Source organism: Amycolatopsis antarctica (assembly GCF_002262875.1).
Lineage (GTDB): Bacteria > Actinomycetota > Actinomycetes > Mycobacteriales > Pseudonocardiaceae > Amycolatopsis > Amycolatopsis antarctica.
Map to the genome: position 1 here is coordinate 131,782 of NZ_NKYE01000002.1, position 20,551 is coordinate 152,332.

A 20,551-nucleotide genomic window follows, 5' to 3' on the forward strand; every position below is an offset into this window, starting at 1 on the left:
TACGTTCGTACTGTGAGTCGGCTGGAGGCGCCTGTGTGGGATCCCGACAAGTACCTGGACTTCGCCGGGCAACGGGCCCGGCCCTTCCACGACCTGCTTGCCAGGGTGCCCGCCGAGTCGCCGCGCCGGGTGGTCGACCTCGGCTGCGGTCCTGGCCACCTGACTGCCGGGCTCGCCGCCCGCTGGCCAGGGGCGGCCGTCGAGGCGTTCGACGAGTCGCCCGAGATGGTGGCCGCCGCCATCGACGCCGGCGTCGATGCCCGGCGGTGCCGCGTGCAGGACTGGACGCCGGAGCCCGACACCGACGTGGTGATCTCCAACGCCGTACTGCAATGGGTTCCGGAACACCGCGCCCTGCTGCGCCACTGGGCGGGCGTGCTGCCCGCGGGGGCCTGGCTCGCCGTGCAGATGCCGGGCAACTTCGCCGCCCCCTCGCACGAGCTGGTCGGCGACCTGGCCCGCTCACCCGAATGGGCGGTCGCGCTGGCGGGCCTGCCGCTACGCGAGGACCGGGTCGTCGACGCTCCGGCGGACTACGCCGAACTGCTCGCCTCGGCCGGGTGCGCGGTCGACGCCTGGGAGACCACCTACGTCCAGCGGCTGACCGGGCCGGACGCCGTGCTGGAGTGGATCTCCGGGACGGCCCTGCGCCCGATCAGATCCGCCCTGGACGACGCGGGCTGGCAGCGCTTCCGGGAACAGCTCGCGCCCCGGCTGGCGCGGGCTTATCCGCGCCGGCCGGACGGCTCCACCTGGTTCCCGTTCCGGCGGGTGTTCGCCGTCGCCCGGACAGCGGCGGGATGACATCGCGTCCGGCGCCACGACGGCGACGGGGCGCGCGGGGATCAGCGCGGGCGAGCGTCGGCGTTGCGCTGGTGACCGTTCGCGCCGTGCGCGGCGACCTTGCGGGTGACCGGCAGCGCGTCACCGATCTTCTCGCCCACCTTGGCCCTGGCGATCCCCGCGGCACCCTGGACGGCGGGATGGTCGGCGACCTTGCGGTAGGTGCGGACGATCTGCTCGTACCGCCCCCGCCCGGCGCGCGCGCCCAGCACGTAACCCGCGGCCGCTCCCAGCAGGAAGGTTTTCATGCTCCCGGCCTCCTCATCGGTAGTGGAACTGATCGCCCATTGTCGCTCACCCGTGGCGCGCCCGCCCGGGACGCACAGGGCCGGGGCCCCTCGATGGCACCGCCCGGGCATGCGTTAGAGTCTTCTCCAGTCGGCACGGCCACGGTCGCACCGCAGCAGCATTCCCCTGTAGCTCAATTGGCAGAGCATTCGGCTGTTAACCGGAGGGTTGTTGGTTCGAGTCCAACCGGGGGAGCAAAAAGCCCAGGCCACACGGCCTGGGCTTTTTTGTGCCCGAACGCAGAAGGCCAAATTGACCACAAACTGTCCAAAAACCTAGCCGCTCCACATCGCCTCCGGCGTGACGAGACCATCCGCGAGTTGGGAACGTAAGCGCGATGAGTGGCGTCCGTCGGCGTGTGTCGCGGTGGCGCCCCCGTGCCGTGGCTCGTGCGCGACACGACGGATCGTGATGGGACCGGCGAGTCGTGTCTGGTGAACCGGGTGCAAGCCGCCGATATCGAGGGCGGCGTCAGGGCGCACGAGAACACGCTGCCGGCGTCAAGCATGCACCGAGTGCGGCCGTTGTCCGGGTACTTACAGCATTCCCGCCGCACGGAAAAGGCGGTCATAGATCGCGCGTATGGTCTCCTGCTTGCGCGCGTTGTAATCCATCACGCGCCCGCCCCCGGGGACCGCGGCTCGTTTCGCGTCCTCGTACCGCGCGCGTTCCTCGGGATGGGCACGCAGCCAGTCGCGGAACATGCGGTGCCGGATGACCTCCGGGCACTCCGGCCCGAACACGTGCAGGTTCACGCGGGGCTCGTCCAGCCTCAGGCACCGGTGTTCGTGCCAGGACGGCTCCCGAACCGTGAGGACGTAACCGATCCGCGTGAGCGAAGGGAGATACAGCTCCTCCTCGCGGGGGTCGGCCACGGTCAGGTCGATGTCGATGACGTCCTTGGCGGCCAGTCCTTCGACGGAGGTCGACCCGACATGCTGGAGGTCCACCACCGCCGAGCCGAGCGCCGCGCGGATTTCCGACGCTGCGGCCTGGTAGCGGTGCGGCCACTCGGAGTCGTAGGCGACGATCGATACCGTCTCCGGCGGTGGGGGCCCGTTCACCCACGGGTTCTCGGCCGGATCGGGATCATGGTGTCGGGTGATCTCCTCGGAGGTGGGCACCCGCGTCAACGTAGCAGAGGCCCACCGGGAGCAAATTTCTCTGTTGCGGGCGACGCGACGTGAGGGACGGGTCCGCCCGGGCACCGCTGGCACGACGCACGGCGATGCCTGAGCCGGCCGATGACGTGTGGCCGCTGGGCCACCAGGGTCAGGGCACGGACTCGACGGCCACCTCCAGGTAGTCGAATCCGCGCAGACCGTTGTTGATCATCGACCGGCTGTCCTTGATCTCGAAGCGGGCGACCCGGTCGGCGAGCCTTTCCAGGAGGGCGCTCATTTCCAGCCGGGCGAGGTGCATGCCGACGCATACGTGTTCGCCCCGTCCGAAGGCGAGATGGTCCGACGGGCGGCGGGTGATGTCGAAGCGCGTCGGGTCGGGGTACTGGCGTTCGTCGCGGTTGGCGGAGGCATAGAGCAGTGCGACCCGGGAGCCCGCGGCCAGCGGGGTTCCGCTGATCTCGTGGTCCTGGGTGAGTACCCGGCTGAACTGGGGGACCGGGGTTTCCAGGCGTAGTGATTCGTTGATCGCGTGCGGGATCAGCGAACGGTCCTCGCGCAGCAGGTCCCACTGGTGGGGGTTCCTGGCGAACAGCGCGACGACGTTGGCGATCGCGAGGATCGTGGTGTCCAGGCTGGGGGTGACGTAGTCGAGCATCATCACCGGGCACTTGTCGTGCGGGATCTCGCCGCGGTCGGCGGCCTCGTAGAGCTGGTCCGCCCAGCCGCCGGGAGTGATTTTGCCTGGCACGGCGTCATTCGTGGCGAACGCCATGAATTCCTCGACGGCAGGCCCCGCCGCGGCGGCCCGGTCGTCGGCGGGGCCCTGGGTGTTCCAGATGGCCGCTGCCCACTCCAGCATCTTCGCCTGCCCGTGCTCGGGCAGCCCTACCAGGTCCGACACCACGGTCATGGGCAGGTACTCCGCCAGCTCCGTGACGACTTCGAAGCCGCCCTGACCGGCCAGCCGCTCGACGATCCGGTCGGCCTCCGCCTCGATCCGTGGGCTCACCTCGCGCATCTGATCCGGGCGCAGCGGTCGCCCCAGGACCGAACGCATCGCCGTGTGCTCGGGCGGGTCACTGCACAGTGTGATCCCTTCCAGCCGGGCATTCACGTCCGGATCGACGAACACCCCGCGCGCCGAGGAGAACGTCTGCCAGTCCATCAGGGCGGCACGTACCTCGTCGTAGCGGGGCAACGCGTACAGGTCGTAGCGGGACAGATGCACGACGGGGCCGAGCGCGCGAAGCTCGGAGTAGATCCCGTAGGGGTCGATACGTGCCTGCTCGGTATACAGGTCGACGTCGCTGACGGGAATCGCGGTCAAAGATTCCTCCTCGTACGGGATCGGGCGCGCACCTGCGGCGACGCAACACCACCGACGCCGGGTCGAACCTGCCAGAACGTCCCGCGGGAATCCAGCTGCTCGACCGTTCTTGCCCGATCCGCTACCGATCAGAACACGGATCGCAGGATCGCCAGTACGTCCGCCACGGTCACCGCGCGCGGATTGTTTCCGGTGACCGGATCCGCCACGGCGGACTCGGCGATCCGGGGCAGCAGGTCCGCGGTCGCGCCGAGCGCACGCAACGGCCGCGCCACTCCCAGCGTCCCGCCGATCTCCCGCACCGCGGCCAGCGCCGCACCCGTCCAGTCCACATCGGACGGTGCGACGCGCAGCGCCCTGGCCGTCTCCTCGAACGCCGCGGCGGCGGCCGGTGCGTTGAACTCCAGCACCCGGTCCAGAACCGCGGCCAGCGCCACCCCGTGCGGGGTTCCGGTGTGCGCGGTCAGGGCGTGCCCGATGCCGTGCACCAGTCCCAGTCCGGAGATGGTCAGGGCCCGCCCGGCGAGATGCGCGCCGAGCATGACCTGTGCCCGCGCCTCCAGGTCCCGCCCGTCCCGGTGCACGGCGGGCAGCCAGTGGCCGAGAACGGTCACCGCCCGCGCGGCGTAGGCGGCGGAGACGACGTTGGCGCCACGGGAGGCGAGCGACTCGACACCGTGGACGAGCGCGTCGATACCGGTCGCGGCCGTGACGTGCGCCGGGAGACCGATCGTCAGTTCCGGGTCCAGCACGGCCACCCGTGGCCGGACCGACGAGTGTCCTATGTAGACCTTCCGGCGGGCGCAGGCGTCTTCGATCACGCCGAATCCGTTGGTCTCCGCACCGGTCCCGGAGGTCGTGGGCACGGCGATCAACGGCCAGCCCGCCGCCGGATCGGCCTCGCCGCCGATGCCCGCCGCGGTGGCACCGGGATTGCCCGCCAGCAGCGAGATCGCCTTGGCGGCGTCCAGCGGCGAGCCGCCGCCGACCGCGACGACCGCGGCCCGTCCGAACGAGCGCGCCACCTCCGCTCCCCGGTCGACCTCGTCGGTGGACGGGTTCGCCCCGATGTCGGCGTGGACGAGGTGTTCCATTCCCGCCCGCGTCAGCGCCGCGGTCACCCTGTCCACGATGCCCACCGCCAGCAGGCCGGCGTCGGTCACCACGAGGGCGCGCTGGTCCCCGGCCTGGGCCACGAACTCCGGTATCGCCGTGACCAGCCCGGCACCGAACTCCGTCCGGCCGCCCGCGTCGATGCTCAGACGCTGCTCCGCCGCGCCTGCACCGCCGATGCCGTCGTTCACCTCGGGACTCGCTTTCCGTACGGGGGCAGGGGCCGGTCAGCTCAGATCGAGCCAGGTCGTCTTCAACGCGGTGTAGGCGTCCAGTGCGTGCAGTGATTTGTCCCGCCCGGCGCCAGTGGCTTTGAACCCGCCGAACGGGGTGATCACGTCGCTGGCGTCGAAGGTGTTCACCCAGACCGTCCCGGCGCGCAGCAGCGCCGCCGTCCGGTGGGCCGTGGTGACGTCACGGGTCCACACCGAGGCGACCAGCCCGAAGTCCGTGTCGTTCGCCAGCCGCACGCCCTCCTCGGTGCCGCCGTCGAAACCGATCACCGACAGCACCGGCCCGAAGATCTCCTCTCGCGCAACCACATCGGAGTTGCGCACCCCGTCGAGGATCGTGGGGCCGAGGTAGGTACCGCCGGTGTCGTCGAGGATCCGTTCCCCGCCGAGGACGACGGTGGCGCCCTCGGCACGTCCCGTCTCGACGTAACTGAGAATCCGCGCGAGCTGCGTCCGGTCGACGATCGGGCCCATCGTGGTGGCCGGATCGAGCGGATCACCGACCCGGAAGGTCCGTTCGGTGACGGCGACGACCTCGGCGAGCAGTTGTTCCCGGACCGACTCGTGCACGATCACCCGGGAACCGGCGTTGCAGGTCTGCCCGGCGTTGTAGAAGATCCCCCACGCCACCGCGGACGCGGCCGCGGCGATGTCCGCGTCCGGCAGCACGAGCTGCGGAGACTTGCCGCCCGCCTCCACGGCCACCTGCTTGCCGTTGGACTGTCCCGCGTAGACCTGGAACGACCGTGCCACCTCGGCCGAGCCGGTGAACGCGATCTTGTCCACGTCCGGATGCCGCCCGAGTGCCTGCCCGGCGACCTCGCCGATGCCGGGGACGACGTTGAGCACCCCGTCCGGGAGCCCGGCCTCGGTCGCCAGCCTGGCCAGCACGAGCGCGGCCAGGGAGGTTTGTTCGGCCGGCTTGAGCACCACGGAGTTGCCGGTGGCGATCGCCGGCGCCAGCTTCCAGGACGCGATGAGCAGCGCGTAGTTCCACGGCACCACCGCCCCGACCACCCCGAGTGGTTCCCGGGTGATCAGCGCCAGCGCGTCGGCGGGCGCGGGTGCGATCCGGTCGTAGGTCTTGTCGATCGTCTCCGGGTACCAGGCGATCGTCTCGGCCGCACCGGCCACGTCCACCCGGCCTGCCTCACCGAGCGGCTTGCCCATCTCCAGGGTGTCCAGCAGAGCCAGTTCCCCGGCGTGCTCACGGATCAGTTCGGCCCACCGCAACATCACCCGCTTACGTTCCTTCGGGGCGGTGCCCCGCCAGCGGGCGTCGTCGAAGGCGGCGCGGGCGGCCCGCACGGCACGGTCGACGTCCTCGGCCCCGCAGGCGGCGACCTCGGCCACCACCGAACCGTCCCGCGGCGAGGTGGAGGTGAACGTCTCCCCCGAGACGGTGCCGGTGAACCGGCCGTCGACGAACGGCCGGGTCTCCGGCGCGATCAGGGCCGCGGCCGCCCGGCGCCGCTCGTACTCGCGGACACCGGGGTCCGCCTGTGCCTCGGTCATCGGATCCTCCATCGCTCGACGGCCTCGGTGTCCAGTTCGATCCCCAGACCGGGCCGCTGGGGCACGTGCAGGTGCCCGTCGGCGCCGATCGTGAGCGGTTCGGCGAGCATGAAATCGCGCCGCTCGGGCGTCCAGCCGGGCGGGTCGAACGGGAACTCGAAGTACGGCCCGCCGCCCACCCCGGCGGCCACATGCAGGTTGGCGAGCACGCCGATCCCGTTGGTCCAGGAGTGCGGAGTGAACCGGCGGTGCTTGAGCTGCGCGAGTTCGGCCAGGGTGCGGGCACGGTGCATGCCCACCGCCAGCACCACGTCCGGCTGGTACACGTCGAGTACGTCGTTCTCCAGATAGCGCAGCAGTTCCGGCATCGAGTGGTGCATCTCGCCACCGGCGATGCGGACGCCCGGATTCTCGGCGCGCAAGGTGCGGAAACCGTCGAGATCGGCGTAGGGGAGGGGTTCCTCCACCCAGAACACGTCCAGTTCGGCCAGCCGCCGCACCAGCCTGCGGGTGGCCGCGAGATCGGTGGCCTCGGCGGTGTCGCCCGCCATCCGCCAGGACTGGTTCAGGTCCACCATGATGTCGAAATCCGGGCCCAGCGCCTCGCGCACCGCGGCGACCGTGGCGACACCCTCGGCCGTGCGGTCACCGTCGATGCGGATCTTCATCGCGCGGAAACCCACCTCGCGTGCGTGCAGCGCCGTCTCCACCCGCTCCGCGGGTGCCTTGAGTTCCGCCGAGGAGGCGTAGGCGGGCAGGGAGGACGCGGCGTTGCCGAACAGCGCCGACACCGGCAGGCCCGCGACGGTGCCGATGATGTCCCACAGTGCGGCCTCCAGCGGCCAGTAGTACGCGCCGTGGAAGTTGGCGCTCTCGATGGCCTTGACGTGCCGGACGATCGCGCACGGATCCTCGCCCACGAACAGCGGCGCCACCGACTCCAGCCCGGCCATCGTGTCGCCGGAGCCGATCCCGGTGATGCCCTCGTCGGTGTGCACGCGCACGATCGTCGCGTCGAAGTGCCTGCGCGGCTCCGGGTCCCACGCCGCACGCAACGGCGGGTCCAGGTCCAGCCGCAGCTGGTCGGAGGTGATGTCGGTGATCTTCATCGGCGATACGGGAACATGGCGGCTCCAAGCTGCGTCAGCGAGGCGGACCTGCCGTCCGCCCAACCGAACCTAAAAAGGCGAAGGGCTGCGGTGCAAGGGAATCCGGGTGATCGAGACCAGCGTTGCACTGAGGCCAACCGGCGGGCCCGGTGGTTTACGCTGCGCCCATGACGGTCCCGGGCGGGCCCCGGTCACCGGGGCACGGACTGCGCCGCGACATCGAACTGCTGGAGGCGCTGGCCTCCGCCGAGGCCCAGCGGGCCGGTGGCCTCGGCGTCGTGCGGATCGCCGAGCTCGTCGGCCGGGACAAGAGCCAGGTGTCGCGGGTACTGCGGGCACTTGCCGACGAGGGGATCGTCGAACGCGATCCGGACACCCTCGAATACCGGCTCGGCTGGCGGCTGTTCTCGCTGGTGTCGCGCACGGTGGAAAGCAGGCTGCTGCGCGTCGCCGAGCCCGTCATGCGGGACCTGTCGGCCGGCCTGGAGGAGACCGTCCACCTGTGCGTGCTGCGCGATACGCAGGTGCTGACCCTGCTGTCGGTGTCCGGGCACTCGTTCCGGGTGCACGGCTGGGAGGGGCGCGGGGTGCCGGTGGCCTGCACCTCGGCAGGCCGGGTGCTGCTGCTCGACGCGACGCCGGACGAGCTGTACGTCCGCTTCGGCCCGGAGACCGACCTCGGTGCCGCCTGCGCGGCATCGCGGGTGCGTTCCCTGCCGGAACTGTGGGCGCGGGTGCGCGAGGGTGAACGGGACGGTTACGCCACTGTGCGCGAGGAGTTCGAGGCCGGGCTGGTGGGCGTATCCGCGCCGGTGCGTGACTTTCGCGGGAGGGTGATCGCCGCGCTGAACGTCTCCGCGCCACGGGGCAGGCTCGGTCACCGGCTCGCCGCGGCCGGGGAAGCGGCCCGCACGGCGGCCGCGGCGGTCTCCGCACAGTTGGGCTGGGACACGGCGCCCCCGCCGCCCGCGTCGAAACCGACCTGAGCGGGAGGGCGGTGCGCGCGACTCAGCGCTGCCCGCGTCCCTCACGAAGCCGGGCGACGGCCTTGTCGATCCGGCGCAGTCGCGTCTCCGGCTTCTTCGCCTCCTCGACGTCCAGCACGAACCAGCGCCGCTGGCTGTACGGCAGGCCGTCGAAGAAGCGGCGGGCCTCCGGCACGGCGTCCAGCGCCTCGGCGAAGTCCGGCGGCACCGTCACCTCGCGCGGCGCGGAATCCAGCGCAAGCTCCACGTCCACCTCGTCGCCCGCCGCCACGCCGGCACCCGCCCGGTTTTCCGCGCTGAGCGGCAACATGAACTCCCCACCCATCGAGGCGATCGTGCTGCGATAGGTGTGGCCGCCCACGGTGACCGTCACGGCCGGGCGCCTGCCCGCGTCCAGCGTCCGCACCACCTCGTCCGGCACCCGCAGCCCGGTCGCCGTCTTCCCGCCCAGCACCACGGTCGTCCGGAACCTCATCGGCAGCGCCCCCGTCGTCGTCATGACCGGTAGGTCGCCGCACCGTCCGGATCGGTTACACACCGGTGACCAGTGCACGGGCGTTCGCGCCGGATGGGGTAGGTTCAACGCCGCGATCCGCGGGGGGCGACGTTCGCCACACCGCCCACGGCCGGACGCGACGGGGCCGGTAGCTCAGTTGGTCAGAGCAGGGGACTCATAATCCCTTGGCCGCGGGTTCGAGCCCCGCCCGGCCCACAGTTCTGAGCAGGCAATATAACGACACGCAAGATCACTGATGGCCGCATCTCCGCGGTTCTGTCCATGGACTGCTCGTTGACGTGCGCCCGGTTGACGTCGGACGCATGAGTTCATGACCCCGTTCGCCAGAGCCCGCTGACCGTCAGGAGCGGGACAACATCCGCAGGCGTGGCAGCTCGCTACAGGTGCGCGTCTACTCGGGCATCGTGGCGCCCGGGTCGCCGACTGGCCTCCGCATCCGCGTGAGGAACGCTCCTGGCAGATCTCGACGTTGTTTTCACGAAGCGTGGGAAACTGGAAGCTGCCCGTGTTTGTCGAACTGGCTGGAAACCCAAGCACGGAAACCGGGTCGACGCGCAAATTGCGATTGATTCGTCGAGGGCGTCCCCTGAGACAATGCCGGCATGTCGCTGGCGTCCGTTCCGGAAACCGTGGAGACCGAGCGCCTCACCCTTCGGCGACGCAGAGTGGGCGAGGCTGCCGTCTATCACCGGCTGTGGACTGAACGGGATCCGCGGGTGCCGCCGCATCGGCGGATGGATCTTGAGGGCAGGCCGACCGTGGAGGACATCGCGGCAGAGGTGCGCGCGGAACGTGAGAATTCGGGCTCAGGAATTCTGGCGGTGGAACGGAAGGGCACGGCCGACGTCATCGGGTACTGCGGCTTGATCTTTCATGAGAGCGCATCGCCCGACGAGCCTGAGTTGGCCTACGAGTTGCTGCGTGCGGCTCACGGTTGCGGTTACGCAACTGAAGCAAGCAGGGCGATGGTCGTCTGGGCGAGCGAGGCGGGCTACCGGCGGTTGTGGGCGACGGTCTGGGACTGGAATGTCGCGTCGCGACGGGTCCTGGAGAAGCTCGGGTTCCGCGAAACGGGCCGGGTGGAGCCCGACTCTGTCCACGGCCGCAGTCTGCTGGCCGTTCGAGAGTTGTGAACGGCGCCCGATGGTGGATCCGTATGCCCGGCGCCCTGGTGTTGACGACCGGGGTCTGCTGGCCGAGTGAGCCGTGTCGCCGGCGCCGGCTCGTCGTGTGGTGCACAGCGAGCCGGGTTCGGGACTGGCCGGCGGCGAATCCGCGGCCGGGTCGCCTGCGGTGGCCCCTTCTGCTCCGCATGCGATCCTGACTTTCAAGATCCCAGCTGGCATCAACGGCTGGAACAACCGTTGCCAACCCTTAGCCTCGGCCGGACGCGGCCAATGCGGATATCCGAGAAATTAACCGCCGGACAACGTCGAACACGGGCCGTCAGTTAATCAAATAGCTATATAATTTCTATGAACAGGCTGGCCAGTGCTTCTTGTCAAGCCTTGTGACCGTCCGTGAGTTGCACGGTTTGCGGGCGCTATGTTGGACTGGCGTCGGCTGGACCATTCGACGATTGAGAAATGAGGGAGCCGTCGTGCACAACATCTCAACAGACCACGTCGACAATTCGAACGCCGTGTCCGAGACCGAGGCATACGAGCCGCCATCATTCCAGGACATGGGCTCTTTCCGTGCCGAGACGGGCGCCTTCGCGGCCGCACCCATCGAGCCGGGAACGACCCACGGCATCAAGTAGTCCGTGCCGTGGAGGATGAGCTGATCGTTCCCGCGAACGGAAAGTGAGATCAACGTGGTGGAGCACGGTACGCCGTTCTTTGTCGTCCTTCCGGACACTGGGCACGGCGATACCGTGCTCCACCATCCTTCGCTTGCGGCGCAGGACGTCGAAACCGTGCGACACGCGTCCGGTCGCCCGTGGCTGATCGGCCGGTGGGACGGCGAACTGCGGGTGGTGCGCAGCGGCACGGACGCGCTGGCGGTCATCGGTCTCACCTCCGCCACCGACGTCGAACTGCGCGCCGCGCTGGCCGCCTGGGATTCGAGTGGCGAGCCGGTGCGGCTTACCCGGCAATGGGCGGGGGATTTCCACGTCATCGCTTCGGTCGGCCACCGAATCTGGTCGCGGGGTACCGCCTACGGCACGCGACGGATGTTCCACACCGAGTACGCCGGGATGACCGTCGCCTCGGACCGGGCCGCCGCACTGGCCAGGCTCACCGGCGCGCCGATCGATCGGGTCGGCCTGGCCACTCGGTTGATCACGCCGACGCCGTATCCCCTCGGGGACCGTCCGCTGTGGACCGGGGTGCACCCGGTCCGTCCGGGACACCACCTGGTGTCGGCCGAAGGGAACGCACCACGCACGGTGCGCTGGCACCGTCCGCCCCGCGCCGAGATTCCGCTGGCCGAGGGCGCGACCGCGGTACGCGCGGCCCTCGAACGCGCCGTCGCGCTGCGTACCGGCGGAGTCGACCGTGTCAGCGCCGATCTCTCCGGCGGCCTGGACTCGACCTCGCTGGTCTTCCTCGCCGCACGCGAACTCGACCCACAGCACCTGCTGGTCTGCACGGGCTCGGACAACCCGGAGAACTGCGACGATCTGCGCTGGGCGCGCACCGCCGCCGCTCACCTGCCGGGCGTCGAGCACACCGTGTTCAGCGGAGCCGACCGACCGCCCTTCTACGAAGGCCTTCTCGACGAGCAGGTCGCCTTCGACGGGCCGACCGAACTGTCGATGCACCGCAAACGGATCTTCTCCGCGCTGCGCGGCATGGCCGAGCGCGGCTCGCGACTGCACCTGAACGGCCTTGGCGGCGACCATCTCTTTCTCGGACAGGCCGCGCACTATCACTCGCCGTTGCCGCGCCATCCGCTGTTGTGGTTGCGGCACATCCGCGGTTACCGCGCGTTGTTCTCCTGGCGCTGGCGGGAGTTGTTGCCGGCGTTGGCCGACCGGAGTTCCTTCGGCGACACGATGCGTGCCATGGACCTGGCGAACACCGACCCGATCACGTTCAACACGGTGGTACTGGCGTGGTGCTATCCGCCCAGGGTGCCGTCCTGGATCACCGGTACCACCCGTGAGTTGGTGACCGAGGCGGTGGCCGGAGCCGCCGACACGCCGCCGCTGGCGGACAACCGCGGCGAACACATCGAACTGGACGCCACCGAACTCGTCACGCGGGAAATACCCGGCTGGCGCGATGTCGCCCGCCGCCACGGCGTCACGTTCGCCACTCCCTACTTCGACGACCAGGTCGTCGACGCCGCCAGATCCGTCCGGCTGCGGGATCGTTCGACACCGTTCGCCTACAAGCCGTTGCTCGCCGCGGCGATGCGCGGGGTGGTGCCCGAGGAGATGACCCGGCGCCGGACCAAAGCCACCGGAGAGGGCGCGCTGAACGCCGGACTGCGGCAGGAACGCGAGGCGCTGGCCTCGCTGTGGGACGACTCGGTACTCGGCGAACTGGGTTTGGTGGACACCGGGGAACTGCGCAGGGTCAGCCTGTCGCCGTTGTCCGAGGGGACGGCGGAGAACGGCCTCGGAGACACGGTGGCCGCGGAACTGTGGGCGCGCTCCGCGACACCCACCGGGGCAACGCCGACGCCAGAAAGGAGCGTGCGCACATGAGCGCGGTTTTCGCGAAACACGTGAGCTACACCCGCACCGAGTACGGGGCCGTGGTGCTGGACAAGAAGAAGAGCCGGTACTGGCAGTTGAACCCGACTGCCGTGCTGGTGGCCGATGCGCTCGAAGCAGGTGGTTCGGTCGACGACGCGGTACAGCGTGTCGTCACGGCCTTCGACGTGGACGCCGGGCGCGCCAGGCAGGACGTGACCGCACTGCTGGCGCAGTGGCGCGCGGCCGGAGTGCTGCGGCGATGAGCGTCAACATCATGATCCCGTGGCACGAACGGATGCGCCGTCGGCGCCCGGCACTCTGGATCGGCACCAGGCTGGCGATCTGCCTCGCCCGCGGATTGACTTTGCTTTCGCCCTACCGCTCGGAACAGGTGATGACGGCGCTGCGTGGCCGGGCCCGGCCCGCGACCGCGGAGGAGGCGGACGAGGCCCTGCGGTCGGTGTTGTCCAGCAGTCTGGCGCTGAACGCGCACAAGGCGTGTCTGCCGCGCTCCATCGCCGCCGCGCTGACCTCCCGGCTGCTCGGCCGCTGGCCGACCTGGTGCACGGGGGTGGGCGTCACCCCACCGTTCAACGCGCATGCCTGGGTGGAAGTGGACGGAGTCCCCATCGGGGAGAGCGACAACGGCACCGGCTTCACCCGCACCATCACCGTCGCATCCGCCGGCTGATCCGTCCCGCGCGGCCCGCGGAAGCGGTCGCTCCGAAGGACCCCGCGGGATGACGGTCGAAGTCCACGGTCCAGGGCAGTCCACAATGGACACCTGCTGTCCGGCTTGGCGCCACCGTGGTCACTCGCGCCGGGGAACTCCTGCTATCGCCGCCGGGAGCGGGATGATTCGCCACGGGCCGACACTGAGCCGTTCCCGGTCATCGGCGCGTGTCCGGCGCGGTGAAGGTCTGCCGTAGCTCGCCCACGCCGTCGACGAACGTCCTCAGCGTCTCACCCGGCCGTAGGTAACGCGGCGGTGTGCGGCCCATGCCTACACCGGCGGGAGTGCCGGTGAACAACAGGTCGCCGGGCAGCAGGGGCAGTATCCGGGACAGGGCAGCAATCAGCGCCGGGATGCCGAACACCAGGTCGCGGGTGCGGCCGCGTTGCACCGGGTCTCCGCCGAGGTCGCAGCCGAGCGTGAGGTCGTCCGGGTCGGCGAACTCGTCCGCGGTCACCACGGCAGGGCCGATGGGCGCGAACCCCGGAAACGACTTGCCGAGGCTGAACTGCGGCGGGTCGCCCGCCAGTTGCACCCCGCGATCGGACAGGTCCTGCCCCGCGGTCAGACCCGCCACGTGCTGCCAGCCGTCCCGCTCGGCTACCCGGTGAGCCCTGCGCCCAACGACGGCGACGAGTTCGACCTCCCAATCGACCGTGTCGGAGGGCAGCTCGACCGCGCCGACCGGACCGGTCACGCAGGACGGGAACTTGGTGAACACCAGTGGCGTGTCCGGCGCGGTGAACCCGGATTCCGTCGCGTGGTCGCGATAGTTCAGACCGACGGCGAAGACCTGCCGTGGCGCGGGCACCGGCGGGCCGAGTTCGTCGGGCGAGATCGGGCGGCCCGGTGACAGTTCGGCGCCGGCGTGCCAGGCGCGCAGGGCGTCCCAGTTTTCGTAGCAGGACTGGACCTCGGGGCCGAAGCGCCCGCCGGAGGCGTCGTGCAGGTCCACCGAAACGGGCGCCTCGGCGGGATCGCCGAGCAGCGCGGCCCGTCCCGCGACGTTGCCGAGGCGCATGTCAGCCCTCGCCGCGCACGGTGCCCGCGGCGACCAGTTCGCGCAGAACGACGTCGGCGGTCTCCAGCGTGCGGTCGATGTCGTCGTCGGTGTGCGCGCCGGAGACGTGGTTGCGTTTGAGCGACATCGGCAGCATCAGCACTCCGCGCTCGGTCATGCCGCGGTGGAACGCGACGTAGGCGGCGTTGTCGTTGCGCAGCAGGTCGCGGTAGCCGTGGATCGGGCCGGCGCAGAAGTACATCGAGAACACGCCACCGAACCCGGTCACCTGGGTCACGATGCCGAGTTCGGCGGTGATCTCGGTGAGGCCGGCGCGGATGCGATCCCCGTGGGCGAACGTGCGGGAATAGAAGTCCGGGTTCGCGCGCAGGTGGTCGATGGTCGCGATCGCCGCGGCGCAGCCGACCGGGTGACCGTTGAAGGTGCCCGCGAGCAGCACATCGCCGCCGCGGCCGTCGAAGTGGTCCATCAGGTCACGCCTGCCCGCGAGGCCGCCGACCGGGTAGCCGTTCGCCATCCCCTTGCCGAAGGTGGTGAGGTCCGGGGTCACCCCGACGACCTGCTGGTAGCCGCCGAGGGAGTGCCGGAACCCGGTGATCACCTCGTCGAAGATCAGCACCGCACCGCGCTCGAGGGTCAGCGCACGCAGACCCTCGACGAATTCCCGCGTGGGTACCAGGGCGCCGACGTTGTGCGGGATCGGTTCGAGGATCACCGCGGCGACATCGCCGGGATGCGCGTCGAACAGGGCGCGTACCGAGTCGAGGTCGTTGAACTCGGCGATCAGGGTCTCGTCCAGGGCCGCGGGCAGGATGCCGTGGGAGAGCGGGTCGCTGCCGTAGGCGCGTTCGGCCGGTGAGATGACGTTACGGGCCACGGCGTCGCTCCAGCCGTGAAAACCGCCCTGGAACTTGACGATCTTCGCGCGCCCGGTGGCGGCCCGGGAAAGCCGGACCGCCTGCGCGACCGCCTCGGACCCGCTCATCGTCGCGATCATCGACTCCGCGGACGGGATCAGCTCGACGACCCGCTCGGCGAGGCGCACTTCGAGTTCGCTGACGCCGAGGCCCACCAGGTCGTGGCCACGCAGGGCGGCACGTACGGCGTCGTTGACGACGGGGGAGTTGTGGCCGAGCAGGATCGCGCCGAACGCGGCGTGGTAGTCGAGATAGCGGCGGCCGTCGGCGTCGACCACGTAGGCGCCCTCGGCCGAGGTGAACGCGAACGGCTCTCCGACGTCACGGGTCGCGGAGTTGACGCCGCCCGGAATCACCCGGCGTGCCGCCTCGGCGAGTGCCGCACCGCGTGGCGCGGTGGCGGGCGGTGACGTGTCTGGCGTCGCGGAGGACCGCACCGAGGACATAACGGCCTTTCGTCGTCCGTCGGCGGCCTGCTGCTCGGCCGCCCCGGCACGGAACGCTAGACCGCTCCGGCCGGAAATGGCAAGGCGTTCCATGTTGTTCGGGTACTCGATTACCGGCGCGCTGATCAGCGTCTCCTTGCGCGCCGGGTAATTTGCCCGAACCCTTGACATGATCTCGGTCACGTCCCAAGATCGCCGACATGAAATCGCGTTCCGTGTTTGTGCCGTCCCGGCGGGCGGCGTCGCGATGAACCGCCCGCTCGGCGTTCTCGTGATCGGTGCCGGGTTCATCGCCGACGCCCACATCGCCGCACTCGCCACCCAGCCCGGCGCGCGGCTCGCCGCGCTCGTCGACGCCGACCCCGGGCGGCTGGCCGTGGCCGCGCACCGCAACGGCGGGGTGTACGCCACCGCCGACCTTGACGAGGCACTCGCCCGCGAGGACGTCGACGCCGTGATCGTGTGCACCCCGAACGACACCCACGCCGCGATCGCGCTGCGGGTGGCCGCGGCGGGCAAGCACCTGCTCGTCGAGAAGCCACTGGCGACCACGATCGCCGACGCGCAGGCCGTCGCCGCCGCGTTCGCGACGGCCGGGCTGACGCTGACGGCCGCGCACACGCACCGGTTCTACGACTACGGCCGCACCGTGCGGCGCGCCATCGTCTCGGGCGAGCTGGGCCGGGTGACGCTCGTGCGGCTGGCGATCCTCGGCGGCTGGATCTGGCCGGACTGGAACGCCTGGGTGCTGGACCCGGCGCGCTCCGGCGGCCACCCGCTGCACAACGGCGTGCACCTGCTCGATCTGGCCACCTGGTGGCTCGGCGCCGAGCCGCGCACCGTGCACGCCCGCGGTGCGCGGGTCACCTCCGCCGCTCTGGACATCGACGACCACCTGGAAATGGTGCTGACCGACGAGAACGGCGCCACCGCGATCTGTGAGATGAGCCGTGCGCATCGGCCGGGTTCGTTCGGCCACCGTGACGTGCTCGTAGCGGGCACGCAGGGCGTGCTGCGGCTCGATTGGCAGGACGAGGCGGCACTCGTCGTGGACGAGAAGGGGATCACCGGCCTGCCCGCCACCGCTGCCGACGGATTCGCCGTGCAGCTCGCCGCCTGGCTGGGCGCGATCGCGGGCGAACCGCCGGAGATGACCGCGGCCGAGGGGGTCCGGGCCGTGGCGCTCGGCGTCGCCGCGCAGCGCTCGATCGAGACCGGCGAGCCGGTCGATCTCGACGACCTCATGACGGGGGCGCACACATGACCGGCCGGGTGCGGGTACTGGCCGCGGGCTTCGGCGGCATCGGCGTTCCCGGCGGACAGGACCACCAGACCGACATGTACCTGCCCGCGCTGGCCGCGGACCCGCGCTTCGAAGTCGCCGGCGTCGCCACGGCAGGCGAGGATCCCGGACGGGCCCGGGCCGCCGCCGAACGCTACGGCGTGGTGTGCCACGAATCCCTGGACGCCGCCCTGCGCGCGGACGGGGTGGACCTGGTGTGCCTCGCCGCGCCGTACGAGACGCGGACGGAGGCGATCACGGCGGTCCTCGAGGCCGGACGGCACGTGCTCGCCGACAAGCCACTCGCCCCGGCCGCCGCCGACGCCGCCCGGCTCGCCGCGCTCGCCGACGAGACCGGGGTCGTGCTCGTCCCGGCCCATCACCAGCGCCTCGGCGGCGTCCTGCGCTCGGTGCGCGGTGCGGTGCGGGCGGGCAGGATCGGGCTGCCGTGGAACGTGCAGGCGGATCTGCTGGTGGCCGGAGGCGAGCCTGCCCCCGGTGGAGAACTGGCCAACCTCGCGCTCCACCCGGTCGATGTCGTGCTCGCGCTGCTCGGCCTGCCGGTGACACGGGTGTACGCCTGCGGTGGCGCGGCCGTACCGGAGGGCGGGCACGCGCCGGTGACCCTGCTGCTCGACCACGAGCGCGGTGTCCGCAGCACGATCGTCTGCGGCAGGCTGCCCGCGCTGCGCGACGTTCCGCCGTCGGCGCCGGTGGTGCACCGCTACCGGATCAGCGGGTCGCACGGCGTGGTGCTGGCCGACGCGCTCAAGCCCGCCGCGGACCTGCACACCACCACCGGGCGTACACCGGTGGGCACGGGCCGCGACACGCTCGCGCACCTGCTGGACGCGACCTGGACCGCGGTGACCACCGGCAGCGCGGAACTCACCGCCTGGGACGCGGTGCGGACCGGGCTGGTGCTGGAGGCCGCGGCGGAATCCCTGCGCACCGGCCGTCCCGCCGAACCGGCGCGCGACGGCGAACACGCTGAGAGGAGCGAGGGATGAGGCTGGTCAGCTATCGGCGTGACGGCGTGGTCCGGCACGGTCGAATCGAGGATTCCGGTGGCGCACAACGGGTTGCCGAGCTCGGCGACGGCGACCTCGGCACGATCGCCGGGACGATCCTGGACGGGGTCGCCGAGCCGCGCGGAGAGCACCCGCTGGACGGCGTCGAACTACTCACCCCGATCGCGCGGCCGGGCAAGCTGCTCGCGGCCGCGGCCAACTACCAGGAGCACGTCACCGAGACCGGCGGCGAACCGCTGGATCGCTCCCGCCTGTCGCCGCGGCTGTTCCTCAAACCGTCCACCTCGATCGCCGGGCCGGGCGAGCCGGTGCCGATGCCCAGCGTCAGCGACCAGGTCGACTGGGAGGCCGAGTTGACGGTGGTGATCGGCCGCCGCTGCCGCGATCTCGCGGTAGGCGAGGCCTTGGACGTGGTCGCCGGGTACTGCACCTCCAACGACGTGTCGGCCCGCTCGATGGACTACGGCTACGAATGCGACACCGAAGGGGCCGTCTGGTTCTTCGATTGGCTCGCGGGCAAGTGGCTGGACGGATTCGCGCCCATCGGGCCCTGGCTGGTCACCGCCGACGAGGTGCCCGACCCGCAGGACCTCGCGGTGGACCTGGAGGTCAACGGAAAGTCCCGGCAGCACGGGTCCACAAAGGACATGATCTTCACCGTCGCCGAGCTGATCGCGCACGCCTCCCGGCTGATGACCCTCGAGCCCGGCGACATGATCATGACCGGTACCCCCTCCGGTGTCGGCGCCGCGACGGGGGAGTTCCTCGGCCAGGGCGATGTCATGTCGGTGACCGTCGGTCCGCTCGGCACCCTCGTCAACCCGGTCGCCTGACGGCAGCCCGAACCGTAAGGAGCTTCTCGGATGGCACGTAGGTTCGTCCACGCCGCGCTCGCGGCGGTGGCGGTCGCCGCCACAGCGCTGACCGCATGTACCGGGCCCGCGACCGGTGGGGGTGAGGCCGGAACGGTCAACGTCTACCTGTACCAGGAGCCGGTGGGGGTCTTCAGCCCACTCGCGCCCGCCAGCGGACCCGACCTGCAGGTGATGTCGATGATCGACGAGGGCCTGCTCGCCGTCGATCCGCAGTACGACCTGAAGCCGATGCTCGCCTCCGGCTATCAGGTCTCGCCGGACGCGAAGACGTTCACCTTCACCCTGCGCGAGGGACTCAAGTGGAGCGACGGCACGCCGTTCAGCTCCGCCGACGTGCTGTTCACCTACGAGCGGATGGCCGACAAGAACAGCGGCAGCGCGACGGCGGGCAACTACAGCAACGTCGCGGGCTTCAGCGCCCCGGACGAGTCCACTTTCGTCATCGAGGCGAAGACGCCGGACATCGGCCTGCTCGCCCTCATCGGCATAGTCAACATCATGCCCAAGCACGTGCTGGGTGAGGTTCCGGTCGGTTCGCTGGCCAAGCACGAGTTCTTCCGCAAGCCCACGGTCGGTATGGGTCCGTACACGTTCGTCGACTATCAGACCAACCAGTACGTGCACGTCACCCGGAACGACAACTACCGCGCGCCCGCCTCGATCAAGGACATCTACCTCAAGCCGTTGACCTCAGACGTCGCCACCGCGCAGCTCGGCAACGGTGGCATCGACATCGCGTCCTACTCGCCGACCGACGCGGAGACCGTCAACGGCCTGGACACGGTCGAGAGCCAGGAGATCAAGGGCGCGGGCTTCGTGCGCATCGGGTTGAACCAGTCGAAGCCGGAGTTCGCGGACCAGCGGGTGCGGCAGGCGTTGCTGCACGGGGTGAACCGCAAGGAGATCGTCGACAAGGTGTTGTTCGGCAAGGCGCTGGTGCAGAACTCGAACTTCTACGCGGAGAACACTCCGCCCGGCTTGAACGACTACGCCTACGACCCGCCGAAGGCCCGGCAGTTGCTCGCGGCGGCCGGATGGGACGCCAACCGCACGATCGTCCTGCAGTGGGTGCCGGGCCAGCGCGACCGGGACGCGGCGGCCACGATCGTGCAGAACCAGCTCCAGGCCATCGGGGTGAAGGTCGAACTCAAGCAGGTCCAGTCCTCGCAGATCACGCCCAGCCTGGACGACAAGTCCTACGACATGCTGCTCTACGGCGGCGGGAACTACGCCGTCGACTCGTCCAGCGTCAACGCGATCACCGCGTGCTCGCTGCGCTACCCCGAGGGTGCGAACCAGAACTTCTTCTGTGACCCGGAACTGGACGAGATCATGCGGCAGGCCAATTCCACCGCAGACGAGACGCAACGCAAGACGCTCTACGACCAGGCGGCGCTGCGCGAGAACGAGCAGGCGGACCTGATGTGGCTCTACAGCCCGTTCGGCCTGTGGGCGGTGAACAAGCGCATCGAGAACTTCCAGGCGCCGGGATCGCAGGAGTTCCCGTTCTGGGCGCCGGGAACCTGGAAGGTCAGGGGGTGA

At 70.4% G+C, this 20,551-nt stretch carries 20 protein-coding genes and 2 tRNA genes; 13 read left to right on the forward strand and 9 right to left on the reverse strand.

All coding sequences use genetic code 11. The features are described 5' to 3' along the window. Positions 1–33: 33 nt before the first annotated feature. Positions 34–804, forward strand: coding sequence for a trans-aconitate 2-methyltransferase (locus CFN78_RS04110; RefSeq protein WP_094861227.1), 771 nt, complete (start codon positions 34–36; stop codon positions 802–804). Between the two features lie 41 nt (positions 805–845). Here the strand turns inward: CFN78_RS04110 and CFN78_RS04115 are convergent, their stop codons facing one another. Further along, complete coding sequence (locus CFN78_RS04115) at positions 846–1,091, reverse strand: hypothetical protein (protein ID WP_094861228.1); 246 nt, start codon at positions 1,089–1,091, stop codon at positions 846–848. 162 nt (positions 1,092–1,253) lie between these two features. Between CFN78_RS04115 and CFN78_RS04120 the strand changes: the two genes are divergently transcribed. Continuing rightward, positions 1,254–1,326: transfer RNA gene (locus CFN78_RS04120), tRNA-Asn, on the forward strand. A 341-nt stretch (positions 1,327–1,667) separates the two neighbouring features. Here the strand turns inward: CFN78_RS04120 and CFN78_RS04125 are convergent. The 5 genes from CFN78_RS04125 to CFN78_RS04145 all read right to left on the reverse strand — a co-directional run bounded on the left by CFN78_RS04125 (position 1,668) and on the right by CFN78_RS04145 (position 7,552). Beyond that, positions 1,668–2,255, reverse strand: coding sequence for a GrpB family protein (locus CFN78_RS04125; RefSeq protein ID WP_205660424.1), 588 nt, complete (start codon positions 2,253–2,255; stop codon positions 1,668–1,670). A gap of 148 nt (positions 2,256–2,403) precedes the next feature. After that, entirely contained in the window at positions 2,404–3,582 is a 1,179-nt protein-coding gene (locus tag CFN78_RS04130; RefSeq protein ID WP_094861230.1) for a cytochrome P450, read from the reverse strand. Positions 3,583–3,710: 128 nt separating this feature from the next. Further along, positions 3,711–4,886: an iron-containing alcohol dehydrogenase family protein gene (locus tag CFN78_RS04135; RefSeq protein WP_240519253.1), complete on the reverse strand. Its 1,176-nt coding sequence runs from the start codon at positions 4,884–4,886 to the stop codon at positions 3,711–3,713. 36 nt (positions 4,887–4,922) lie between these two features. Next, the gene (locus tag CFN78_RS04140) at positions 4,923–6,443 is read right to left on the reverse strand and encodes an aldehyde dehydrogenase family protein (protein ID WP_094861530.1); all 1,521 of its coding nucleotides are present in this window, start codon (positions 6,441–6,443) and stop codon (positions 4,923–4,925) included. Next, positions 6,440–7,552, reverse strand: a complete 1,113-nt coding sequence (locus CFN78_RS04145; protein ID WP_094861231.1) for a mandelate racemase/muconate lactonizing enzyme family protein — start codon at positions 7,550–7,552, stop codon at positions 6,440–6,442. Before CFN78_RS04145 ends, CFN78_RS04140 begins: the two co-directional genes overlap by 4 nt. A gap of 167 nt (positions 7,553–7,719) precedes the next feature. Between CFN78_RS04145 and CFN78_RS04150 the strand changes: the two genes are divergently transcribed. Beyond that, the gene (locus CFN78_RS04150; protein ID WP_094861232.1) at positions 7,720–8,538 is read left to right on the forward strand and encodes an IclR family transcriptional regulator; all 819 of its coding nucleotides are present in this window, start codon (positions 7,720–7,722) and stop codon (positions 8,536–8,538) included. A 22-nt stretch (positions 8,539–8,560) separates the two neighbouring features. On the opposite strand, the gene CFN78_RS04155 is transcribed toward CFN78_RS04150, so the two are convergent. Continuing rightward, positions 8,561–9,037 carry a YdeI/OmpD-associated family protein gene (locus CFN78_RS04155; RefSeq protein WP_240519254.1) on the reverse strand — a complete coding sequence of 159 codons (477 nt, stop codon included), beginning with the start codon at positions 9,035–9,037 and terminating at the stop codon, positions 8,561–8,563. A 139-nt stretch (positions 9,038–9,176) separates the two neighbouring features. On the opposite strand from CFN78_RS04155, the gene CFN78_RS04160 reads away from it, so the two are divergent. The 6 genes from CFN78_RS04160 (at position 9,177) to CFN78_RS04180 (ending at position 13,395) form a co-directional block, all read left to right on the forward strand. After that, a tRNA-Ile gene (locus CFN78_RS04160) sits at positions 9,177–9,250 on the forward strand. Positions 9,251–9,657: 407 nt separating this feature from the next. Next, entirely contained in the window at positions 9,658–10,188 is a 531-nt protein-coding gene (locus tag CFN78_RS04165) for a GNAT family N-acetyltransferase (RefSeq protein ID WP_094861233.1), read from the forward strand. A gap of 467 nt (positions 10,189–10,655) precedes the next feature. Next, positions 10,656–10,817, forward strand: a complete 162-nt coding sequence (locus CFN78_RS29020; protein WP_165777437.1) for a hypothetical protein — start codon at positions 10,656–10,658, stop codon at positions 10,815–10,817. A 156-nt stretch (positions 10,818–10,973) separates the two neighbouring features. Next, positions 10,974–12,713, forward strand: a complete 1,740-nt coding sequence (locus CFN78_RS04170) for an asparagine synthase-related protein (protein WP_133116282.1) — start codon at positions 10,974–10,976, stop codon at positions 12,711–12,713. Then, positions 12,710–12,967 (forward strand): lasso peptide biosynthesis PqqD family chaperone, encoded by a 258-nt coding sequence (locus tag CFN78_RS04175; protein ID WP_094861235.1) that lies wholly within the window; start codon positions 12,710–12,712, stop codon positions 12,965–12,967. Before CFN78_RS04170 ends, CFN78_RS04175 begins: the two co-directional genes overlap by 4 nt. Then, a complete protein-coding gene (locus CFN78_RS04180; RefSeq protein WP_240519255.1) occupies positions 12,964–13,395 on the forward strand; it encodes a lasso peptide biosynthesis B2 protein in 432 nt (143 codons plus the stop codon). Before CFN78_RS04175 ends, CFN78_RS04180 begins: the two co-directional genes overlap by 4 nt. Before the next feature lie 199 nt (positions 13,396–13,594). Here the strand turns inward: CFN78_RS04180 and CFN78_RS04185 are convergent, their stop codons facing one another. Together CFN78_RS04185 and CFN78_RS04190 are read right to left on the reverse strand one after the other, a co-directional pair. After that, on the reverse strand, positions 13,595–14,458 hold the full coding sequence (locus tag CFN78_RS04185; protein ID WP_094861236.1) for a fumarylacetoacetate hydrolase family protein: 864 nt from the start codon (positions 14,456–14,458) through the stop codon (positions 13,595–13,597). 1 nt (position 14,459) lies between these two features. Then, positions 14,460–15,992, reverse strand: coding sequence for an aspartate aminotransferase family protein (locus CFN78_RS04190; protein ID WP_205660425.1), 1,533 nt, complete (start codon positions 15,990–15,992; stop codon positions 14,460–14,462). Positions 15,993–16,068: 76 nt separating this feature from the next. Here CFN78_RS04190 and CFN78_RS04195 point away from each other — a divergent pair, with 76 nt between their 5' ends. The 4 genes from CFN78_RS04195 to CFN78_RS04210 are packed head-to-tail and all read left to right on the forward strand — an operon-like array spanning position 16,069 to position 20,551. Next, the gene (locus CFN78_RS04195; RefSeq protein WP_165777438.1) at positions 16,069–17,085 is read left to right on the forward strand and encodes a Gfo/Idh/MocA family protein; all 1,017 of its coding nucleotides are present in this window, start codon (positions 16,069–16,071) and stop codon (positions 17,083–17,085) included. Next, a complete protein-coding gene (locus CFN78_RS04200) occupies positions 17,082–18,113 on the forward strand; it encodes a Gfo/Idh/MocA family protein (RefSeq protein ID WP_094861239.1) in 1,032 nt (343 codons plus the stop codon). The genes CFN78_RS04195 and CFN78_RS04200 overlap by 4 nt, the downstream gene beginning before the upstream one ends. Continuing rightward, positions 18,110–18,967, forward strand: coding sequence for a fumarylacetoacetate hydrolase family protein (locus CFN78_RS04205; protein WP_094861240.1), 858 nt, complete (start codon positions 18,110–18,112; stop codon positions 18,965–18,967). The genes CFN78_RS04200 and CFN78_RS04205 overlap by 4 nt, the downstream gene beginning before the upstream one ends. Before the next feature lie 30 nt (positions 18,968–18,997). Then, positions 18,998–20,551, forward strand: coding sequence for an ABC transporter substrate-binding protein (locus CFN78_RS04210; protein WP_094861241.1), 1,554 nt, complete (start codon positions 18,998–19,000; stop codon positions 20,549–20,551).